This is a genomic window from Acinetobacter sp. SAAs474 (genome assembly GCF_032823475.1).
GTDB lineage: Bacteria > Pseudomonadota > Gammaproteobacteria > Pseudomonadales > Moraxellaceae > Acinetobacter.
This window is the reverse complement of record NZ_CP127915.1, coordinates 1,497,991-1,515,671: the sequence shown is the minus strand read 5'-3', so window position 1 is coordinate 1,515,671 and position 17,681 is coordinate 1,497,991. Positions and strand designations below refer to the sequence as shown.

The 17,681-nt window shown below is 36.8% G+C and carries 11 protein-coding genes; 5 read left to right on the top strand and 6 right to left on the bottom strand.

Annotated elements, in window-relative coordinates; all coding sequences use genetic code 11:
- Nucleotides 1-143: 143 nt before the first annotated feature.
- Nucleotides 144-617 carry a transcription elongation factor GreB gene (gene greB / locus QSG86_RS08100; RefSeq protein ID WP_317031019.1) on the bottom strand — a complete coding sequence of 158 codons (474 nt, stop codon included), beginning with the start codon at nucleotides 615-617 and terminating at the stop codon, nucleotides 144-146.
- 982 nt (nucleotides 618-1,599) lie between these two features.
- On the opposite strand from greB, the gene QSG86_RS08095 reads away from it, so the two are divergent.
- Entirely contained in the window at nucleotides 1,600-2,715 is a 1,116-nt protein-coding gene (locus QSG86_RS08095) for a transglycosylase SLT domain-containing protein (RefSeq protein ID WP_317031018.1), read from the top strand.
- Nucleotides 2,716-2,855: 140 nt separating this feature from the next.
- Here QSG86_RS08095 and QSG86_RS08090 read toward each other — a convergent pair whose 3' ends face one another.
- Nucleotides 2,856-3,239 carry an SCP2 sterol-binding domain-containing protein gene (locus tag QSG86_RS08090; protein WP_317031017.1) on the bottom strand — a complete coding sequence of 128 codons (384 nt, stop codon included), beginning with the start codon at nucleotides 3,237-3,239 and terminating at the stop codon, nucleotides 2,856-2,858.
- A 271-nt stretch (nucleotides 3,240-3,510) separates the two neighbouring features.
- Nucleotides 3,511-4,434 (bottom strand): tRNA 2-thiocytidine(32) synthetase TtcA, encoded by a 924-nt coding sequence (gene ttcA / locus QSG86_RS08085; RefSeq protein ID WP_317031016.1) that lies wholly within the window; start codon nucleotides 4,432-4,434, stop codon nucleotides 3,511-3,513.
- Nucleotides 4,435-4,975: 541 nt separating this feature from the next.
- Between ttcA and QSG86_RS08080 the strand changes: the two genes are divergently transcribed.
- Together QSG86_RS08080 and htpX are read left to right on the top strand one after the other, a co-directional pair.
- Nucleotides 4,976-5,776 carry a lytic transglycosylase domain-containing protein gene (locus QSG86_RS08080; RefSeq protein WP_317031015.1) on the top strand — a complete coding sequence of 267 codons (801 nt, stop codon included), beginning with the start codon at nucleotides 4,976-4,978 and terminating at the stop codon, nucleotides 5,774-5,776.
- 441 nt (nucleotides 5,777-6,217) lie between these two features.
- Nucleotides 6,218-7,123: a protease HtpX gene (htpX, locus tag QSG86_RS08075; RefSeq protein WP_317031014.1), complete on the top strand. Its 906-nt coding sequence runs from the start codon at nucleotides 6,218-6,220 to the stop codon at nucleotides 7,121-7,123.
- Between the two features lie 163 nt (nucleotides 7,124-7,286).
- Here the strand turns inward: htpX and mgtE are convergent, their stop codons facing one another.
- A complete protein-coding gene (mgtE, locus tag QSG86_RS08070; RefSeq protein WP_317031013.1) occupies nucleotides 7,287-8,624 on the bottom strand; it encodes a magnesium transporter in 1,338 nt (445 codons plus the stop codon).
- Between the two features lie 594 nt (nucleotides 8,625-9,218).
- Nucleotides 9,219-12,308 carry a multidrug efflux RND transporter permease subunit gene (locus tag QSG86_RS08065; RefSeq protein ID WP_317031012.1) on the bottom strand — a complete coding sequence of 1,030 codons (3,090 nt, stop codon included), beginning with the start codon at nucleotides 12,306-12,308 and terminating at the stop codon, nucleotides 9,219-9,221.
- Nucleotides 12,309-12,715: 407 nt separating this feature from the next.
- On the opposite strand from QSG86_RS08065, the gene QSG86_RS08060 reads away from it, so the two are divergent.
- Entirely contained in the window at nucleotides 12,716-13,090 is a 375-nt protein-coding gene (locus tag QSG86_RS08060; protein ID WP_317031011.1) for a diacylglycerol kinase, read from the top strand.
- Between the two features lie 317 nt (nucleotides 13,091-13,407).
- Entirely contained in the window at nucleotides 13,408-17,094 is a 3,687-nt protein-coding gene (metH, locus tag QSG86_RS08055; RefSeq protein ID WP_317031010.1) for a methionine synthase, read from the top strand.
- A 130-nt stretch (nucleotides 17,095-17,224) separates the two neighbouring features.
- On the opposite strand, the gene QSG86_RS08050 is transcribed toward metH, so the two are convergent.
- A complete protein-coding gene (locus tag QSG86_RS08050; RefSeq protein ID WP_317031009.1) occupies nucleotides 17,225-17,659 on the bottom strand; it encodes a DUF3887 domain-containing protein in 435 nt (144 codons plus the stop codon).
- Nucleotides 17,660-17,681 lie beyond the last annotated feature (22 nt).

Here is a 17,681-nt window from a genome sequence, read left to right as displayed (position 1 = left end):
AAACGATCATGCTCACTCATGATCGTTTTAAATCAAAACTTATCATATCAATCATTATAAATACCGATTAAAATCAAATATATGGCTTAATTGCACACGGATATCGATCAGTTAATCCTGTATTGCTATCTATATAGATGCTTTTAACTTTCATAAACAATATTACAGATATACCAGTTTTTTCGACCTGTTGGTGTGATCACCTGTACTTCATCATCAACAGACTTACCTAGACATGCTTTGGCCATAGGTGATTGCAGGGAAATATAATCTTTACGTAGGTAAATTTCTTCATCACCCACAATGCGAAATTTAATGGTATCGCCCGCATCATTTTCTAATTCAATCCATGCACCAAAATAAGCTTTACCCTCTTGTTCAGGACTATAATCAACCTTACGAGCGACTTCAAACAGCTTTGTTAAATATCTAATTCTACGATCAATTTCGCGTAATTTTCTTTTATTATAGTGATAATCAGCATTTTCAGATCGATCACCAAGACTGGCAGCCCATGCAACAATTTTAGTAATCTCGGGTCGTTCTCTACGAACCAAGTCATTTAATTCATCTTGTAAACGTTGATAACCTTCTGAAGTTAATAATTTACGATTCAAAATCAATACCCCAAAGATGACGCTTAAGCATCTTATTGCACGCTAAAACTTAACTATACAGCGATTGATAAAGAAAGAAAATTTCTGAAATATTGAAAATGATATAAAATAAAATTAATCAATCATCAATATTTAATTCTTGTGATTGATCACCCAAAAATTCTCAGATACTCCCCCGCCCAACTCACACACATTCAAAATTAAAGGAAAATTTTTCTCTAAAATTTCGATTAACTATATTGTGAACTACATTGTATATTGTTAAGTATATTATACATGCTTATTATTTAAGCAACCAACAAAGTATCCCAGCGAATATCGATCTACTTTAAAGAAAAATGGACTCTCGTCACAGCCTTAAATCGTAATTAAATAAGTCTTAATATCTGTATTAACAAAGCTAGAAATTAACAAAAATAGGGTAAAAACCCTATCATACCATCGGCATTTTTATACGCTTTTTTATCATGTTCTAATTTGATCATCCACTCAAAATAAACCCTATTTCACCCTTTATTTCCTTTAAATCGATTTAAAAACCAACCTTCACAATAGTGACTATTCATCAGTTAAAACACTATGATTGTCGATCAATTACCAATAAAAACTTAACAATATCCTGATTATTCTTTGTGTTTTATTGTGTTAAAAAATAACTTAAATTTGTTAATACAGTATAAACATTAAACAAAAGCAAAAACTAAAAAAATAATCAACTAATAAACAATAACTTAAACCAATAGTATTCTTTTTTTTTACGACAAAATTTGACATATTTTTTTTTCGACTTTATTATTCGCACATCTTCCATGCAGATCGATTTTTAACCATTGTAGTTTTTCTACAAATTTTCATCCACCTTATGTCATCTTGAATGACGTCATGACTGCCACCCCTTGAATTGAATTTATCAAACTTAAGAAAGTTCGAAGCACATTTCTTAGAGCTTTTTGGGGAGTAAATTACTTGTAGCGGAGACAACATGCGTAGTAGTTCAACCTCTGGGTCGAGGCTTAGCCTTAACTCAATTATCCATTCACTCCCAGCAAAAGCTTTAATACTCAGTACGGTTATTTTTCCATTTCACAGTATTAATGCCAGTAAGACAGCACAGCAATTCAACACTGTCATCAATCAAAATAAATTGATTGTCGTTGCTGTTGAAAATCCAAGTACCATTTTTGATAAAGGTACCCATCGCCATGGCTTTGGTTATGATTTAGTTCGTAATTATGCCAATAGTTTAAATGTTAAACTAGAGTTTAAAACCGTTAAAGATAATGCAACAGCACTCAAAATGGTGGATGTCGGTCAAGCTAATTTTGCCATGACCACAGCAAACATTTATGCTGTAGAAAAAAGGAATCTCACCTCCTTTTCTGCAACATGTGGTGATTTAAATACACTGACTAAAAATGGCTTTAATCCAGAACTCAATTGGGTATTTAAGTTTGCCAATGATCCATTAAGTCAAAATGCCAGTGCATATATTTGTCGTAATAAGCAAAATGGTTCTATCCAGCAGCTTGCGTCATTTTATAATCGTAATATTGTCAAAGATGAATCATGGAATATCATTCAACGTGATCTCAGTAAACGCATGCCGATATATAAAGCCAGTTTTAAAAAGACTGCAGCAACATATGATATCGACTGGCATTTATTGGCTGCGATTGGTTATCAAGAATCATATTTAAAACCAAACTCTGTTTCTCCCACAGGTGTACGTGGTATTATGATGCTCACCAATGGTACAGCAAAAGCTATGGGCGTAAATGATCGTACAAATCCATCACAGAGTATTGAAGGTGGAGCAAAATATTATGATCAACTGCTCACACGCTATGCCAGTATTCCTTATCCAGATCGCAATTGGTATGCTCTGGTTGCATATAACATGGGACCTGGTGCCGTAGGCCAAATTCAGCAGCGTTTAAAAGGTCAAGGTAAAAACCCTAATAATTGGGTAAACTTATATTCTTATTTAGAGCAAAATAAAAGAGCCAATAGTCGTTATGGTCAAGCAGTTCAATATGTGACTCGTATTCGTGCGTACTTAGAACATATCAAGACCACACCACAATTGGTGAGTATTTAATCAATCAGCATGCACCTCAGTCATTGATTAGACTGGGTGCTGATTGGATTGATCGTATATCAATCATAGCCTTTATCACCTCAGCCTACACGAGACAATATACTGAGATGATAACAATGCCATAATGCTACAAATCACCATTAAACCGTTTGTTCAAGAATGCGCTTAAACAATCCTTTTTGTTCTGGACTTGGCTTTGCAGTTTGTAATGCCATTAATTGTGACATATCGCCTTGTACTTTGATTTTGCCTGTCATAAATGCTTGCATTGCGGCTGCCATATCAAACTCTAAGAATACTTTACGTAAAGTTTCTGCATCCATATTTAGTGTTGTTTTGGCATTTGGAGACAAGCCTTTTTTAATTTTACCGCCATCTAATGCTAACTCAATATTACCTGAAGCATCTGTAACCACTAAATTAATTGCAAGGTTTGCCAATGCAGGTGGTAAGTTTAACTCACCGACTTCAGCCGTTAAGGCATCAACTGTTGCAAACCAATCTTCAGATAAAAAAGCAGGCATGATGTTTCCTCTATTTATTTGTTCATTTGTGTATCATCCATCCAGATGACATCTTGATGAAGCTTTTAGCTCGTCAGTTGTTATAGCACGTAATTTTTGCTTTGGGCTAATAAAATTTAATCGCATCGTTCAAAAATTGTTATTTTAATTATATTTACTTTACTTTTTAATAAGTTCCAGCATAAAACAGCCACACAGTTATAATATCTGTGGTATATCATCGCATCGAAAAATGACACCATACGCCAACAGTATGGTGTCTTAAAAGTGCTTAATCAGCAACAAAACCTAAATTGACCATATTAATACGTTTGCTGGCCTCTTCTTCATCATTAATTGTGGATGAGCCTTTAAAGTCAAATTCACGCTGTGCATCTAATGCTTCAAAATCAAATAACTCACGATCTGCCAGTTGTGATGGTGATACATTTTGTAATGCACCAAAAATACTATGCAACCGTTTTGGATAGTCTTTATCCCAGCTACGTAACATATCATTTAATATGGCACGTTGTAAGTTTTCCTGAGAACCACATAAATTACATGGAATAATCGGAAATTTACGCATTTCTGCATACTTAATAATATCTTTTTCTTCGACATAAGCCAGTGGACGAATCAAGATATTTTTTTTATCTGACGATAGTAATTTAGGTGGCATGGCTTTTAAGCTACCACCATGAAATAAGTTTAAGAAAAATGTCGCTAAAATATCATCACGATGGTGACCTAAGGCAACTTTAGTTGCGCCAATTTCTTGTGCAAAACCATACAATGAACCACGGCGCAAACGTGAACATACTGCACAGTAGGTTTTTCCTTCAGGCGTGAGACGTTTGGTAATACTATAGGTATCTTTCTCGAGAATATAATATGGAATTTTATTTTCTTCTAGATAACGTGGTAAGACATCTTCTGGGAAACCAGGCTGTTTCTGGTCAAGATTAACTGCTATCACCTCAAAGTTGATCGGCGCAATGCGTTTAAATTGCAACAAAATATCAAGCAAGGTATAACTGTCTTTACCACCAGAAATACACACCATGACCTTATCACCCTCTTCGATCATTTTAAAATCACGAATGGCATGTCCAACTTGGCGACGGAGCTTTTTCAACAAACGATAATACGCAGAGCTTGTTGGTAGTTCTGGCTTAAAATTAAATCCTTGATCGAACTCAACTGGCGAGTACATAGACGAGATTGACCCATAAAAAAAATACCGCGCAATTTTAGCTGAAATACACACCGGACGCATCAAAAGAATGTAATTAAAAAATTCTTCATTGTTTTGTCATTTTTTTCACTTATATTCAACATTAAGATGCAACATTGAGTAAAATTGCTTATCTTTTATACTTTTCTACAGTTGTCCACAAAAGCTGTGGATAACTTTGTGGATGAAGAAAGACTTGACAATCTTCTGCCCCCCAAAGTTAAGGCTTTTATTTAAATTGTATGTTTTTTAATCAATTTAAATAGCTTTTATTTTCAAGTAGTTAGTCCTGTCAAGTCATTCGTATTGAAAAAAAATAAATATTTTTTTGCTCGATGATTAATCGATTTGACTTGCTTTTCTAAAAGTATGATCTTCAAGATATCAATCTTTCAATGATGCTAAATTGAAGCATATCTTGAATGAGAATCAATCCAATACTTTAATGATAATCAGCAGGCCTATTTTTCACTCTATCAAAATTGTCCCCATTGGGAAAAAATATGTTGACCTTAGAACAATGATAAAAAAATTATTCAATTGCTTATTTTATCTTTTGATAAGCCCAAATATAGTATTCATCGCAGCACATAGCTATGCAGAAAATATTTATCAATATAAAGATACGGTCACAGGTAGCACCTTATTAACCAATAAAAAACATCAGCAACGGACGCTAACACGTGTAAAAGTAACTTATTATCCTGACAGTAATATCCATCACTATCAAAATTGGGGGAAATCTGAAGCATCAGTTCTGCCCAGTTTTCATGGCAATAAAAATGCATTCGATGCGATTATTCAACAAGCTGCGCAGCAGCATAAAATAGCTGAAGGTTTAATCAAAGCAGTGATGCATACCGAATCAGGGTTTAATATTTATGCTCGCTCACCTGTGGGTGCACAAGGATTAATGCAACTGATGCCAGCAACAGCTAAACGCTTTAATGTTACACAGCCCTATGATCCCTATCAGAATATTATGGCTGGTGCACAATATTTATCTTGGCTGTTACGCCGCTTTAATGGCAATATACCGCTGGCACTGGCTGGATATAATGCAGGTGAAGGTAATGTAAGCAAATATGGCGGTATTCCACCATTTAAAGAAACACAAGACTATGTGCAACGCGTCATGAGTCGTTTTAAAAATTTATATAGCCAAACTGATCTATCATCATTCTCATCTCAGTCTGCATTACCCGCATTAAACCTCGCCTCTAAAATTGTCTACCAGCAGTCAGCGCAGCGTGATCCATCTATACGAACCTATGCCACACAACATGCAACAGCATCTGCATCAATTACGGTTTTAGATTAGCTTGAATCGATACAGATTAAATTTTTTCGGGATATTGTAGTGAAAATAGTGCCCATTTATCCTGAAATACAGCATAAAAATGCTGCATTTAATTTTATTTTCTCTGTTCAATCAAATGCCAGCCTAAGCGTAAAATATCCGAATATATTTACATGTCATCAAATTGTGCTTGGTTGATGCGATATAAAAAGCAATCTGGCTAGCAAACTGTAAATGCTCAGTCACTATAGTGTTTTTGATGTGTTTAACGATAAAAATTAAATATTAAATAAAATCTATAATTTATTTGCATCACCGCAACAATTCTTGACAGTAACTTAAGATTTTTAGTTGAGTTTTTTGTTTTATTTCTTGAATTTTTAATATTTTCACCTCATATTTAAGCACATGATTTATGATTCATAAATTAGTTTAATTTTTTATTATAAGAGGATTTTTTCAATGATGCGGATTGGTTTGTTCTTGCTAACCAACCTCGCGGTACTGGTTGTAGCTGGCATAATTTTGTCACTCTTCGGTGTCGGTAGTTACCATGGCGCGGGTGGCTTAAATTTAGGCAATCTTTTGGTTATCTGTCTTGTCTTCGGTATGGTTGGTTCTTTAATTTCACTATTCATGTCGAAGTGGATGGCAAAGAAAACTACAGGTACTGAACTCATTGACCCGAGCGCTCCTCGTAATCAAGCTGAAGCATGGTTATTACAAGAAGTCGCGCAACTTTCTCAACGTGCAGGCATTCAAATGCCAGAAGTAGGTATTTTCCCTTCTTATCAATCTAATGCATTTGCAACGGGTTGGAATAAGAATGATGCCTTGGTCGCTGTTTCGACAGGCCTACTTGAGCGTATGAATAAAGATGAATTACGTGCTGTTCTTGCCCATGAAATTGGCCATGTTGCCAATGGTGATATGGTAACACTGGCATTAATTCAAGGTGTGGTAAACGCTTTTGTCATGTTCTTTGCCCGCGTTGTAGGTGACTTTATTGATCGTAATGTCTTCGGACGTGAAGAAGGTGAAGCACCAGGTTTAAGTTATTTTATCATTACCATTGTACTGGATATCGTCTTTGGTATTTTAGCCTCTACCATCGTGATGTGGTTCTCACGTCATCGTGAATACCGTGCAGACGAAGCAGGTGCACGTTTGGCAGGTAAACAAGCCATGATTTCAGCATTATTACGTTTACAAGCCGAATCAGAAATGCCAGATGCAATGCCAAAAGAAATGAAAGCTTTTGCAATTGCTGAAGGTAAAGAACAAGGATTTAGCTTAGCAGCACTGTTCCACACTCATCCAAGTATTGAACAACGTGTTGCAGCATTACAACAGTTAAATCTACCTTGATATATTTGATTACGCTTTAATCAAACTATCCATAATCGTTTCACCTCATGCGACTTTGAAGTTGTCATGGGGTGAAACCTCAAACTGACTTTTCCTTATTTCATTACTGCAGTAACCAGCAGACTAATGCGCTCAACGTATATGAAATTCAAACAATCATCTATTAAAATAAAATGATCGATGCAATAAATAAATACACCAACACGCCCATTGCGTCACAAATCGATGTCACCAAAGGTGCTGATGCACTCGCAGGATCTAACCCCATCTTATTTAATAAAAAAGGCAAACTCATACCAATCAAGCAGCCCAACAGTACAATACCGGTCATACTTAAGGCTAAAACCAATGCAACAAATTCATCACCACGATAAAATCCAAGCAAAGAAACGGCAACTGCCATGGTTAATCCCAATCCCAAGGCGACCAAACATTCACGGCCAAGTAAATAAAACCAATCTTTAAACTGCACATCCCCTGTCGCCAAAGCTCGCACCATTAAAGTCGAAGACTGCGAACCAGCATTTCCGCCACTGCCAACCAACAGTGGCAGGAAAAATACCAAGACGATATGTTCAGCAATAATATCTTCATAATGCGCAATACCAATACCCGACAATAAACTACCAAAAACCAGAATCACTAGCCAATAGACGCGTTTGGTATAGAGTTGAAATAATGGTGCAGATTTAAGACTAAATTTAGATGATCCATTGACAGCCCCCACTTTTAAAAAATCTTCGGTTGCTTCTTCACTGGCCACATCCATAGCATCATCATACGTTACAATACCCACCATAACACCATGATCATCAACAATAGGTAAAGCCAATAAGTCATAACGTGCAATAATTTTTGCCACTTCATCCTGATCGGCATTTACAGCAGCAGAAACAATATTGGTCGTCATTAATTCACTAATAACTTGATGTTCCTGCGCTAAAATTAATTCTTTTAACGAAATTACCCCCAATAATTTTCGGGTTTCATCAAGGACATAAGAGCAATAAATGGTTTCTGTATCAGGTGCTTCAGTCCGCAGCATTTTAATTGCATCTTCAACCGACATATTGGGTTTTAATGTGGCATATTCAGAGCTCATAATGGCGCCTGCTGTGCCTTCAACATAAGAAGCCAATTGACGGATATCTTCTCGTTCTGCCTGAGCTAAAGCGGGTAATAATGCATTTTGTTGACTGGTGTCTAAACGTTTATAAACATCAACACGTTTATCTGAAGACATTTCTCCAATAATTTCGGCCAAAACATTCCGTGGCATTACCTTGGCTAAAGTGGCCTGATATTCGGGAGAAAAGCATGAAAAAACATCAACACGATTGGTTAAATGGATCAGTAAAGTCTGACTATTTTGTAACGGAAGCTGGGTTAAAAGATCAGACAAATCTTCAGCATGAAATGTTTTTACTGATTCTAGTGCAAGTGAAATATGATTTTTTTCTAATGCATCATTTAATAAATATAAGAAATTGTTATAGCTCATGTTGGCCCCTGCATGCGAATTAACACAGCAATAAAGGCAACAAGACAAATTAATACGATGTCAAAAAACAGCCTTTATGCTGAATAATATATATATAAGTTTTTGAAAAATAAAATGAATGACAACTACACCTGTCCATTTAAAAAATAATTCCTCTATATACCGCTTATACGGCGAGGCCATAGTACCGATAACTTATCATCAGCTCAAGCCATCACACAAAAAAATTACAAATCATACAATAAAACATTGACATTTAATAATGACACAAATTCCATACCGAGATTTATCCATCATCTCCATAGATTTGATCTAGAGTGAGCAAACTAAATCAAGCTTAAAACCATATAAAAATCATAACTCAACAACGATATGCGCTATACATATATCGTTTAGGACTTACTCACTCCTTCACCCTAAACACAATGCAATAGAAGTATCGCTCAAAGTAGGTTGAATAATTATTTAATATTTGCAAAATCATACCATTACGATTTTAATCTGCTATACGAGACATTCGATATAAACATCAATCAACAGGTAGATGTAACATTTAGCAAAATTAAACTTCATTACAACTCAGTTTAATATTCATCACGATTTTTGTTTAAAAAATTGACGAATCGCTACATACATAAAAGGAATAAAAACCAGAACCAATAGTGTCCCGAAAATTACCCCGCCTAAAACACTTATACCAATTTCTTGACGACTTGCTGCGCCAGCACCAAAGGCAAAAACCAATGGAATAATACCTGCACCAAAAGCCAAAGACGTCATTAAAATAGGGCGTAGACGTAAACTTGCAGCCTGTAGTGCCGCCTCAATCGCAGTATGTCCTTGTTGCTGTGATAATGCAGCAAATTCGACAATTAAAATCGCATTTTTACATGACAAACCAATGGTGGTCAGCAAAGCAATTTGAAAATAGATATCATTGGGGAAACCAGCAAAATAACTAAATAGAATATTACCACCAATACCTAAAGGAATTGCCGCCATCACCGCAGTCGGTATAGACCAGCTTTCATAAAGGGCTGCCAGACATAAGAAAATAAATGCAATCGAAATCAGATATAGCCAAATGGCTTGCTGACTGGACTTATTTTCTTCAAAAGATAAACCGCTCCAAGCTAAGTCTACGCCAGTCTGTTGATTGACTAATTGTTCTAACTCTTTCATCGCCTGACCAGAACTGGCATTTTCAGCTTTCATTGCTTCTAGCTCAATAGCAGTATAACCATTAAATCGATTTACCACTTCTGGCCCTCCCGACCAACTGACCTGAGAGAAGTTACTAAAGGGTACCATTTCATTGGCACTATTACGGACATGCCAAAATTGTAGGTCTGTAGGTTGTGATCTAAAAATAGCATCGCTTTGCATAATGACTTTTTTAATTCGGCCACGATCAATATAGTCATTAATATATTTACCGCCTAAAGCTGCGGATAAAGTACTATTAATATCACTAATGGCAACGCCAGCAGCTAATGCTGCTTTTTGATCAATATCGACATGTAAGTTGGCTTTTTCTGGCGCTGATTTCTTTTCAAGTTTTTCAAATGACGTATAATTTTTCGCTTGCTGTTGCATGAGATTAAACTGTTCTGCAAGATGCTGACGTCCTTGGCCATCAATATCTCGTAACCACAAATTAATACCATTGGTATCTCCCAAACCATTGACCACAGGAGGCATGGTCATACTGATTTGTGCATTGGCATGATGTGCTAAATATTGCATCGCACGTGTGCGAATAGCATCGGCACTGTTTTTCTTGCCAGGTCGATCATCCCAGTGTTTAAGTTTAATAAAACCTTGTGCCAAATTCTGGCCTGTACCTGAACGATTATTACCGTAACGCAACATGACCAATTCAACATTATTTTTTTCATGCTGCAAAAAGTAACGACGAACATCTTCCCCTACCTCAATGGTTTTACTCATTGGCGCATTTTCTTGCAAAGTAATTTGAATACCTAAGCTACCTTGATCCTCACTCGGTAAAAAACTCGTCGGCAATATTCGGTAAAATAAACTAAATACGACAACCAAAGCTAAAGCAATCACGACAGTGATTAAACGATGTTGTATGCTTAAATGAAACAGCTTTAAATAAGCTTGCTTCATTTTGTCTAATTGCTGATTAAACCATGTTGCCCAGCGATATGGTTGAATATTAGGTTTTAAAATGAGGCCGCATAATGCAGGGGTTAATACCAAGGCCACCAATAAAGAAATCGACATTGCAGTAATCAAGGTGATAGAAAACTGTCGATAAATCACTCCTGTTGAACCACCAAAAAAAGCCATCGGCACAAAAACAGCCGTTAAAACCAAGGTAATGCCAACTAATGCCCCACTAATTTCTTGCATCGAAACGATAGATGCTTGCTTTGCATCTAAAGCATGTTCATGCATTAAACGCTCAACATTTTCAACCACCACAATCGCATCATCCACCAACAAACCAATGGCTAAAACCAGTGCAAATAATGTTAAGGTATTGATGCTCATTCCCAAGCCAAATAATACCGCCATTGTTCCCAGAATCACCACCGGTACAGTCAGTGTTGGAATTAAGGTTGCACGCCAATTTTGTAAAAAGATAAAGATGACAATCACAACCAAAACAATAGCTTCAATTAGTGTCTTAACCACCTCTTTAAGTGATTCTTGAATAAATGGTGTATTGTCCCTTGGATAAACCAGTTGATATCCTTTGGGTAGTAAACGTGAAATATGATTAATTTTTTCTTGAATACGCTGTGTGGTTTCTACCGCATTAGCACCGGATGCCAGAGAAATGGCCATCGCTGCAGAAGGATAACCATTAATGGTGTTATATCCCTGATAATTTTCTGCACCAATTTCAACTCGTGCCACATCTTTTAAATACACATAACTACCATCCTGAGCTGATTTCACAATAATTTTATTAAAATCATCTACGCTTCTTAAACGTGTACCAGCAGTCACCTTGGCATTTAAGTATTGTGTTGTCGCGACCGGTAATTGCCCAATACCCCCTGCAGCAACTTGGGTATTTTGTGCTTCCACTGCCTTTTGAATATCACTTGGCATCAGTTTATATTCTTTTAACTTGTTGGCATCTAACCAAATACGCATGGCAAATTGTGCGCCAAATACATCAACCTCACCAACGCCATCAATCCGTGCAATTTCTGATTCTAAATAAGTTAATAAATAGTCAGATAGCTCAATATTATTACTGCGTTTGGTCTGATCAAATAGACCAATCACCATATGCGTATCACCAAGAGACTTATAAACGTTAATCCCCTGTCGCTGTACATCTGCAGGTAAACGTGTCAGCACACTATTCAACGCATTTTGTACTTGAACTTGTGCTGTGTCTGGATTGGTGCCATTTTCAAAACTTAAGTTAATTCGACTGCGACCATTACTATCACTACTTGAGCTAAAATAAAGTAAATGATCCAATCCTTTCATTTGTTGTTCTAATATTTGTGTAACACTTTCTTCTACTGTTGTCGCATCTGCGCCTGAATAGGTCGTACTGACGACAATTCTAGGTGGTGCAATATCTGGATAGCGCTCCACAGGTAAATTTAAAATCGAAAAAATACCTAAAGCCATCAACATAATGGCTAAAACACCAGCAAAAATTGGGCGCTCAATAAAATATTTAGACAACATAATGTCTGATTCACATTTCCATTATTAAAGTGGCTGGATTACAGATAAATACTATATTTACCGATAGTAAGTTCATCACGATGATCTGTGACTCAGATTAAAAATACAAGAATAGCTTACAGAAAAATCTCTTTTTATTTTAAATATGGAGGAACTATGAAGAGTTTTTTTATTGCCTTCTGTTTTTTTAACTATCATCAATAAGATGTCATTAAATAGTCAATAATCAATGATATGCTGTTGTAGCATTTTTTGTCCCACCATAGTATCGGTCGCTATTATTTTTAGGAACAGCGAAATGGTTGTGATGTAAACAAAAGGATCAATCCATCACTGCCACAGATATTTTTTAAGCTTTATTTAAGAACCATATTTTAATATTTTGCAAAGTTTTGGATAATCTCATTATGAATCAATATTCTCCTTTTAAAGGTAAGACTGGTTTTAAACGTGTAATTAATGCTACACAGTATTCTTTATCAGGATTTAAATCTGCCTTTCATCATGAGGCGGCATTTCGTCAAATTATTATTCTGAACTTAATCTTAATTCCTGTTTCATTTTTTTTAGCAGTCAGTGCTGTAGAACAAGCCCTGATGATTATCGTATGCTTACTATCCGTTATTGTTGAACTGTTTAATTCCGCCATTGAAGCTGTCGTTGATCGGGTTTCCTTAGAGCAACATCCGTTGTCCAAAAATGCCAAAGATATGGGCAGTGCTGCTCAATTTGTGTCTTTAATCATTATTATTGCAACATGGTCGATTATTTTAATTCGATGATAGACCTTATGACTGGTTGCGTGTACATAACACAACAATATGTTACAGCTTTGCTTAAAGTACTAAAACCTTTTGCGAATATAAGCCAGCCTGTTGGTGATCAAGATCAAATGTGATATCAATCATTTAATGCGTGCTAAAACAGCAAGCCAAATTATGCTAAAAAATAGCTTAAAAAGTCAGACATCAATCTGATCAAGGCTTTATCACTTTTATAAATCACCTATATCCATCATTTTGACGAATCTCAGCAGAAATCAATGTATGAATCTGCTAACATTATAGGCGTTTTTTTAATATCTGCTGAGAAAGTTTCAATGTCCACACTGACCACCCTTAAAGAGCTTCTTTCTAAAAGAATTTTAATTATTGATGGCGCAATGGGTACCATGATCCAACGCCATAAATTGGAAGAAGCTGATTATCGTGGTGAGCGTTTTACAGATTGGGCACATGATTTAAAAGGTAATAATGATCTTTTAGTCCTCAGCCAACCCCAGATTATTCAAAATATCCATGAAGCTTATTTAGCTGCTGGTGCAGATATTATTGAAACAAACTCGTTTAATGCCACACGTGTTTCCATGTCAGATTACCATATGGAAGATTTAGTGGTTGAGATTAATCGTGAGGCGGCACGAATTGCCAAAGCAGCATGTGAAAAATATTCGACACCAGATAAACCACGTTTCGTTGCTGGGGTGCTTGGGCCAACCTCTCGTACCACGTCAATTTCACCCAATGTCAATGATCCTGCTTTTCGTAATATTACTTTTGACGAACTTAAAGTTAACTATATTGAAGCAACCAAAGCACTGATTGAAGGTGGTGCGGATATTATTCTCATCGAAACGGTCTTCGATACGCTCAATGCAAAAGCGGCTATTTTTGCTGTTAAAGAAGTATTTCAAACATTGTCGATTGAATTACCTATCATGATTTCAGGGACAATTACTGATGCTTCTGGGCGAACATTGACAGGCCAAACAGCAGAGGCTTTTTGGAATTCAGTACGCCATGCTGAACCTATTTCAATTGGTTTTAACTGTGCTTTAGGTGCAGATGCGATGCGCCCTCATGTGAAAACCATTGCAGATGTAGCCAATACCTTTGTCTCTGCTCATCCAAATGCGGGTTTGCCAAATGCATTTGGCGGTTATGATGAAACACCAGAACAAACAGCAGCATTTCTTAAAGAATTTGCTGAAAGTGGCTTAATTAATATCACTGGCGGCTGTTGTGGTACAACACCAGATCATATCCGTGCAATTTACCAAGCAGTGAAAGACATTAGTCCACGACGTATTCCGGATATTGAAGCAGCATGTCGCTTAAGTGGTTTAGAAGCATTTAATATTAAGCAAGATTCTTTATTCGTTAATGTGGGAGAACGAACCAACGTCACAGGTTCTAAAAAATTCTTACGCTTAATTAAAGAAGAAAATTTTGCTGAAGCACTTGATGTGGCACGTCAGCAAGTTGAAGCTGGCGCGCAAGTCATCGATATTAATATGGATGAAGGCATGCTCGATTCAGAGGGTGCTATGGTGCATTTCTTAAACTTGGTGGCTTCTGAACCCGATATTTCACGTGTTCCGATCATGATTGACTCCTCTAAATGGGAAATCATTGAAGCAGGCTTAAAATGTGTACAAGGTAAAGCTATTGTAAACTCCATTTCCTTAAAAGAAGGTTATGATGAGTTTGTTCATAAAGCACGTCTTTGCCGTCAATATGGTGCTGCTATTATTGTGATGGCTTTTGATGAGGATGGACAAGCAGATACGGCTGCACGTAAAAAAGAAATCTGTCAACGCTCTTATAATATATTGGTCAATGAAGTTGGTTATCCTGCTGAAGATATTATTTTTGATCCAAACGTATTTGCTGTCGCAACAGGTATTGAAGAGCACAATAACTATGCTGTTGATTTTATTGAAGCAACTGGCTGGATTAAACAAAATCTACCTCATGCCATGATTTCAGGCGGTGTATCTAACGTTTCTTTCTCTTTCCGTGGTAATGAGCCTGTTCGAGAAGCAATTCATTCGGTATTTCTCTATCATGCCATCCAACAAGGGATGACCATGGGAATTGTCAATGCTGGTCAAATGGCAATTTATGACGATATTCCGCAAGAGCTTAAAGCCGCCGTTGAAGATGTAATCTTAAACCAAAATCAAGGTGAAAGCGGTCATGATGCAACAGAAAAACTACTCGAAATTGCAGAAAAGTTCCGTGGCCAAGGTGGCTCTCAAAAAGTTGAAGAAAATCTTGAATGGCGTAACGAACCTGTAGCAAAACGTCTAGAATATGCTCTAGTTAAAGGGATTACTACCTATATTAATCAAGATACCGAAGAAGCACGTCTACAAGCAACGCGACCACTGGATGTCATTGAAGGGCCATTAATGGCAGGCATGAATGTTGTCGGTGATTTATTTGGTGCCGGTAAAATGTTCTTGCCTCAAGTCGTCAAATCTGCACGGGTAATGAAACAAGCCGTTGCTTGGCTAAACCCATTTATTGAAGCTGAAAAAACACAAGGTCAATCCAAAGGTAAAATTTTGTTGGCGACAGTCAAAGGTGATGTACATGATATTGGTAAAAATATTGTGGGTGTCGTTTTAGGTTGTAATGGCTATGACATTATTGACTTGGGCGTCATGGTCCCTTGTGAAAAAATCTTACAAACTGCCATTGATGAACAAGTAGATATTATTGGTTTATCAGGTCTAATTACCCCTTCTTTAGATGAAATGGTTTTTGTTGCCAAAGAAATGCAACGTAAAGGATTTAATATTCCCTTAATGATTGGTGGTGCAACAACCTCTAAAGCACACACTGCGGTAAAAATTGCACCTCAGTATCATAATGATGGTGTGCTTTATACTGCAGATGCATCTCGTGCAGTGGGCGTGGCAACACAATTGCTCTCTGCAGAAATGAAACCGCAGCTGTTGGCAGACTATGCAGCAGATTATGACAAGATTCGTACTCGTCTAGCCAATAAACAACCTAAAGCAGCCAAACTCTCTTATCAAGAATCAATCGAGAATGGTTTTAAAATTGACTTTGTTCAACAGGCACCGGTCAAGCCGAACTTTATTGGTACACAAACCTTTACCCACTATCCTTTAGAAAAATTAGTGGAATATTTTGACTGGACGCCATTCTTTATTTCATGGAGTTTAGCAGGTAAATTTCCTAAAATTTTACAAGATGAAATAGTCGGTGAAGCTGCACGTGACCTATATCAACAAGCACAAGAAATGCTTGATGATATTATTGTCAATCAGCGTTTTGATGCTCGTGCAACATTTAGCATCTATCCTGCTAATCGTACCGCTGCTGATACCGTTTCTACCTATGATGAAATGGGTAAGGTCACACATACCTTTGAACATTTACGCCAACAATCCGACAAAGTGACGGGTAAAGCCAACTATTCATTGGCTGACTTTATTGCACCTCAAGATATTGCAACAGATTATTTGGGTGGTTTTACCGTTTCTATTTTTGGTGCTGAAGAATTGTCTCAAGCCTATAAAGCTAAAGGTGATGACTATAATGCTATTATGGTACAGGCACTGGGCGATCGTTTTGCTGAGGCTTTTGCAGAACATTTGCATCAACGGATTCGTAAAGAATTTTGGGGTTATCAGGCCGATGAAAGCTTAGATAATGAAGCGTTAATTAAAGAACAATACGTCGGTATTCGTCCAGCACCAGGCTATCCAGCATGTCCAGAACATACAGAAAAAGCAGCTTTATTTGATTGGTTAGGCTCTACCGATAAAATTGGAACGTATCTAACTTCGAGTTTTGCAATGTGGCCACCTTCTAGTGTCAGTGGTTTTTATTATGCTCATCCACAGACCGAATATTTTAATGTCGGTAAAATTTCTGCTGATCAGTTGGCAGATTATGCACAGCGTAAAGGCTGGAGCTTAGATGAAGCAAAACGCTGGTTAGCACCAAATCTTGACGATTCGATTGTTTAAATATTAACCACTCAATCACAAACAGCAACTTCACAGGTTCTGTTTGTGATTCTGTGATGGGTTATATCATCTGATAAATCTCGATAAGCGATATCATTGCCGGATCACTGATAACCGACGATTATCGAAATCACTCACCAAAAATTTGTATATTAATATCACGAATTTTATTTTGATGATCAGCTGGATCAAAACTTACATCATATTGTACTAAGTTTTTTGGATAGGCATATTCATAGCTCACCGTATATCGTGCTGGATGCGTTTTAGAATGATCTAAATGTTTAGCCACAATTTTTTTGGATTGATATGCCTGTTGAGGTAAATCTTGCGCAAATTTTTTCAATACTTTATTGTTTTGTGCAAACTTGGTTTTAAGCTCTGGTGCAAAATTTTCAGTCAATTGCTCAAACTCAGCCCGTGTTAAATGATCATAGGCAATTTGTGCAACACGTGCTTGCTCAGGACTTGGATCTGGTACGCTTTGTGTATACTGATTGATTTGATCACAGGCAGTCAATAATACTGCGCCTGTAGCTGTCGTCAGTAATAATTTGAATTTCATAGTTAATGCTCATCTATAACAT

What these genes read in the sequence shown, in the direction of transcription:
- QSG86_RS08095 (WP_317031018.1), top strand. Translation starts at nt 1,600, where the DNA reads ATGCGTAGTAGTTCAACCTCTGGGTCGAGGCTTAGCCTTAACTCAATT.
- QSG86_RS08090 (WP_317031017.1), bottom strand. Translation starts at nt 3,239, where the DNA reads ATGCCTGCTTTTTTATCTGAAGATTGGTTTGCAACAGTTGATGCCTTA.
- ttcA (WP_317031016.1), bottom strand. Translation starts at nt 4,434, where the DNA reads ATGTACTCGCCAGTTGAGTTCGATCAAGGATTTAATTTTAAGCCAGAA.
- QSG86_RS08080 (WP_317031015.1), top strand. Translation starts at nt 4,976, where the DNA reads ATGATAAAAAAATTATTCAATTGCTTATTTTATCTTTTGATAAGCCCA.
- htpX (WP_317031014.1), top strand. Translation starts at nt 6,218, where the DNA reads ATGATGCGGATTGGTTTGTTCTTGCTAACCAACCTCGCGGTACTGGTT.
- mgtE (WP_317031013.1), bottom strand. Translation starts at nt 8,624, where the DNA reads ATGAGCTATAACAATTTCTTATATTTATTAAATGATGCATTAGAAAAA.
- QSG86_RS08065 (WP_317031012.1), bottom strand. Translation starts at nt 12,308, where the DNA reads ATGTTGTCTAAATATTTTATTGAGCGCCCAATTTTTGCTGGTGTTTTA.
- QSG86_RS08060 (WP_317031011.1), top strand. Translation starts at nt 12,716, where the DNA reads ATGAATCAATATTCTCCTTTTAAAGGTAAGACTGGTTTTAAACGTGTA.
- metH (WP_317031010.1), top strand. Translation starts at nt 13,408, where the DNA reads ATGTCCACACTGACCACCCTTAAAGAGCTTCTTTCTAAAAGAATTTTA.
- QSG86_RS08050 (WP_317031009.1), bottom strand. Translation starts at nt 17,659, where the DNA reads ATGAAATTCAAATTATTACTGACGACAGCTACAGGCGCAGTATTATTG.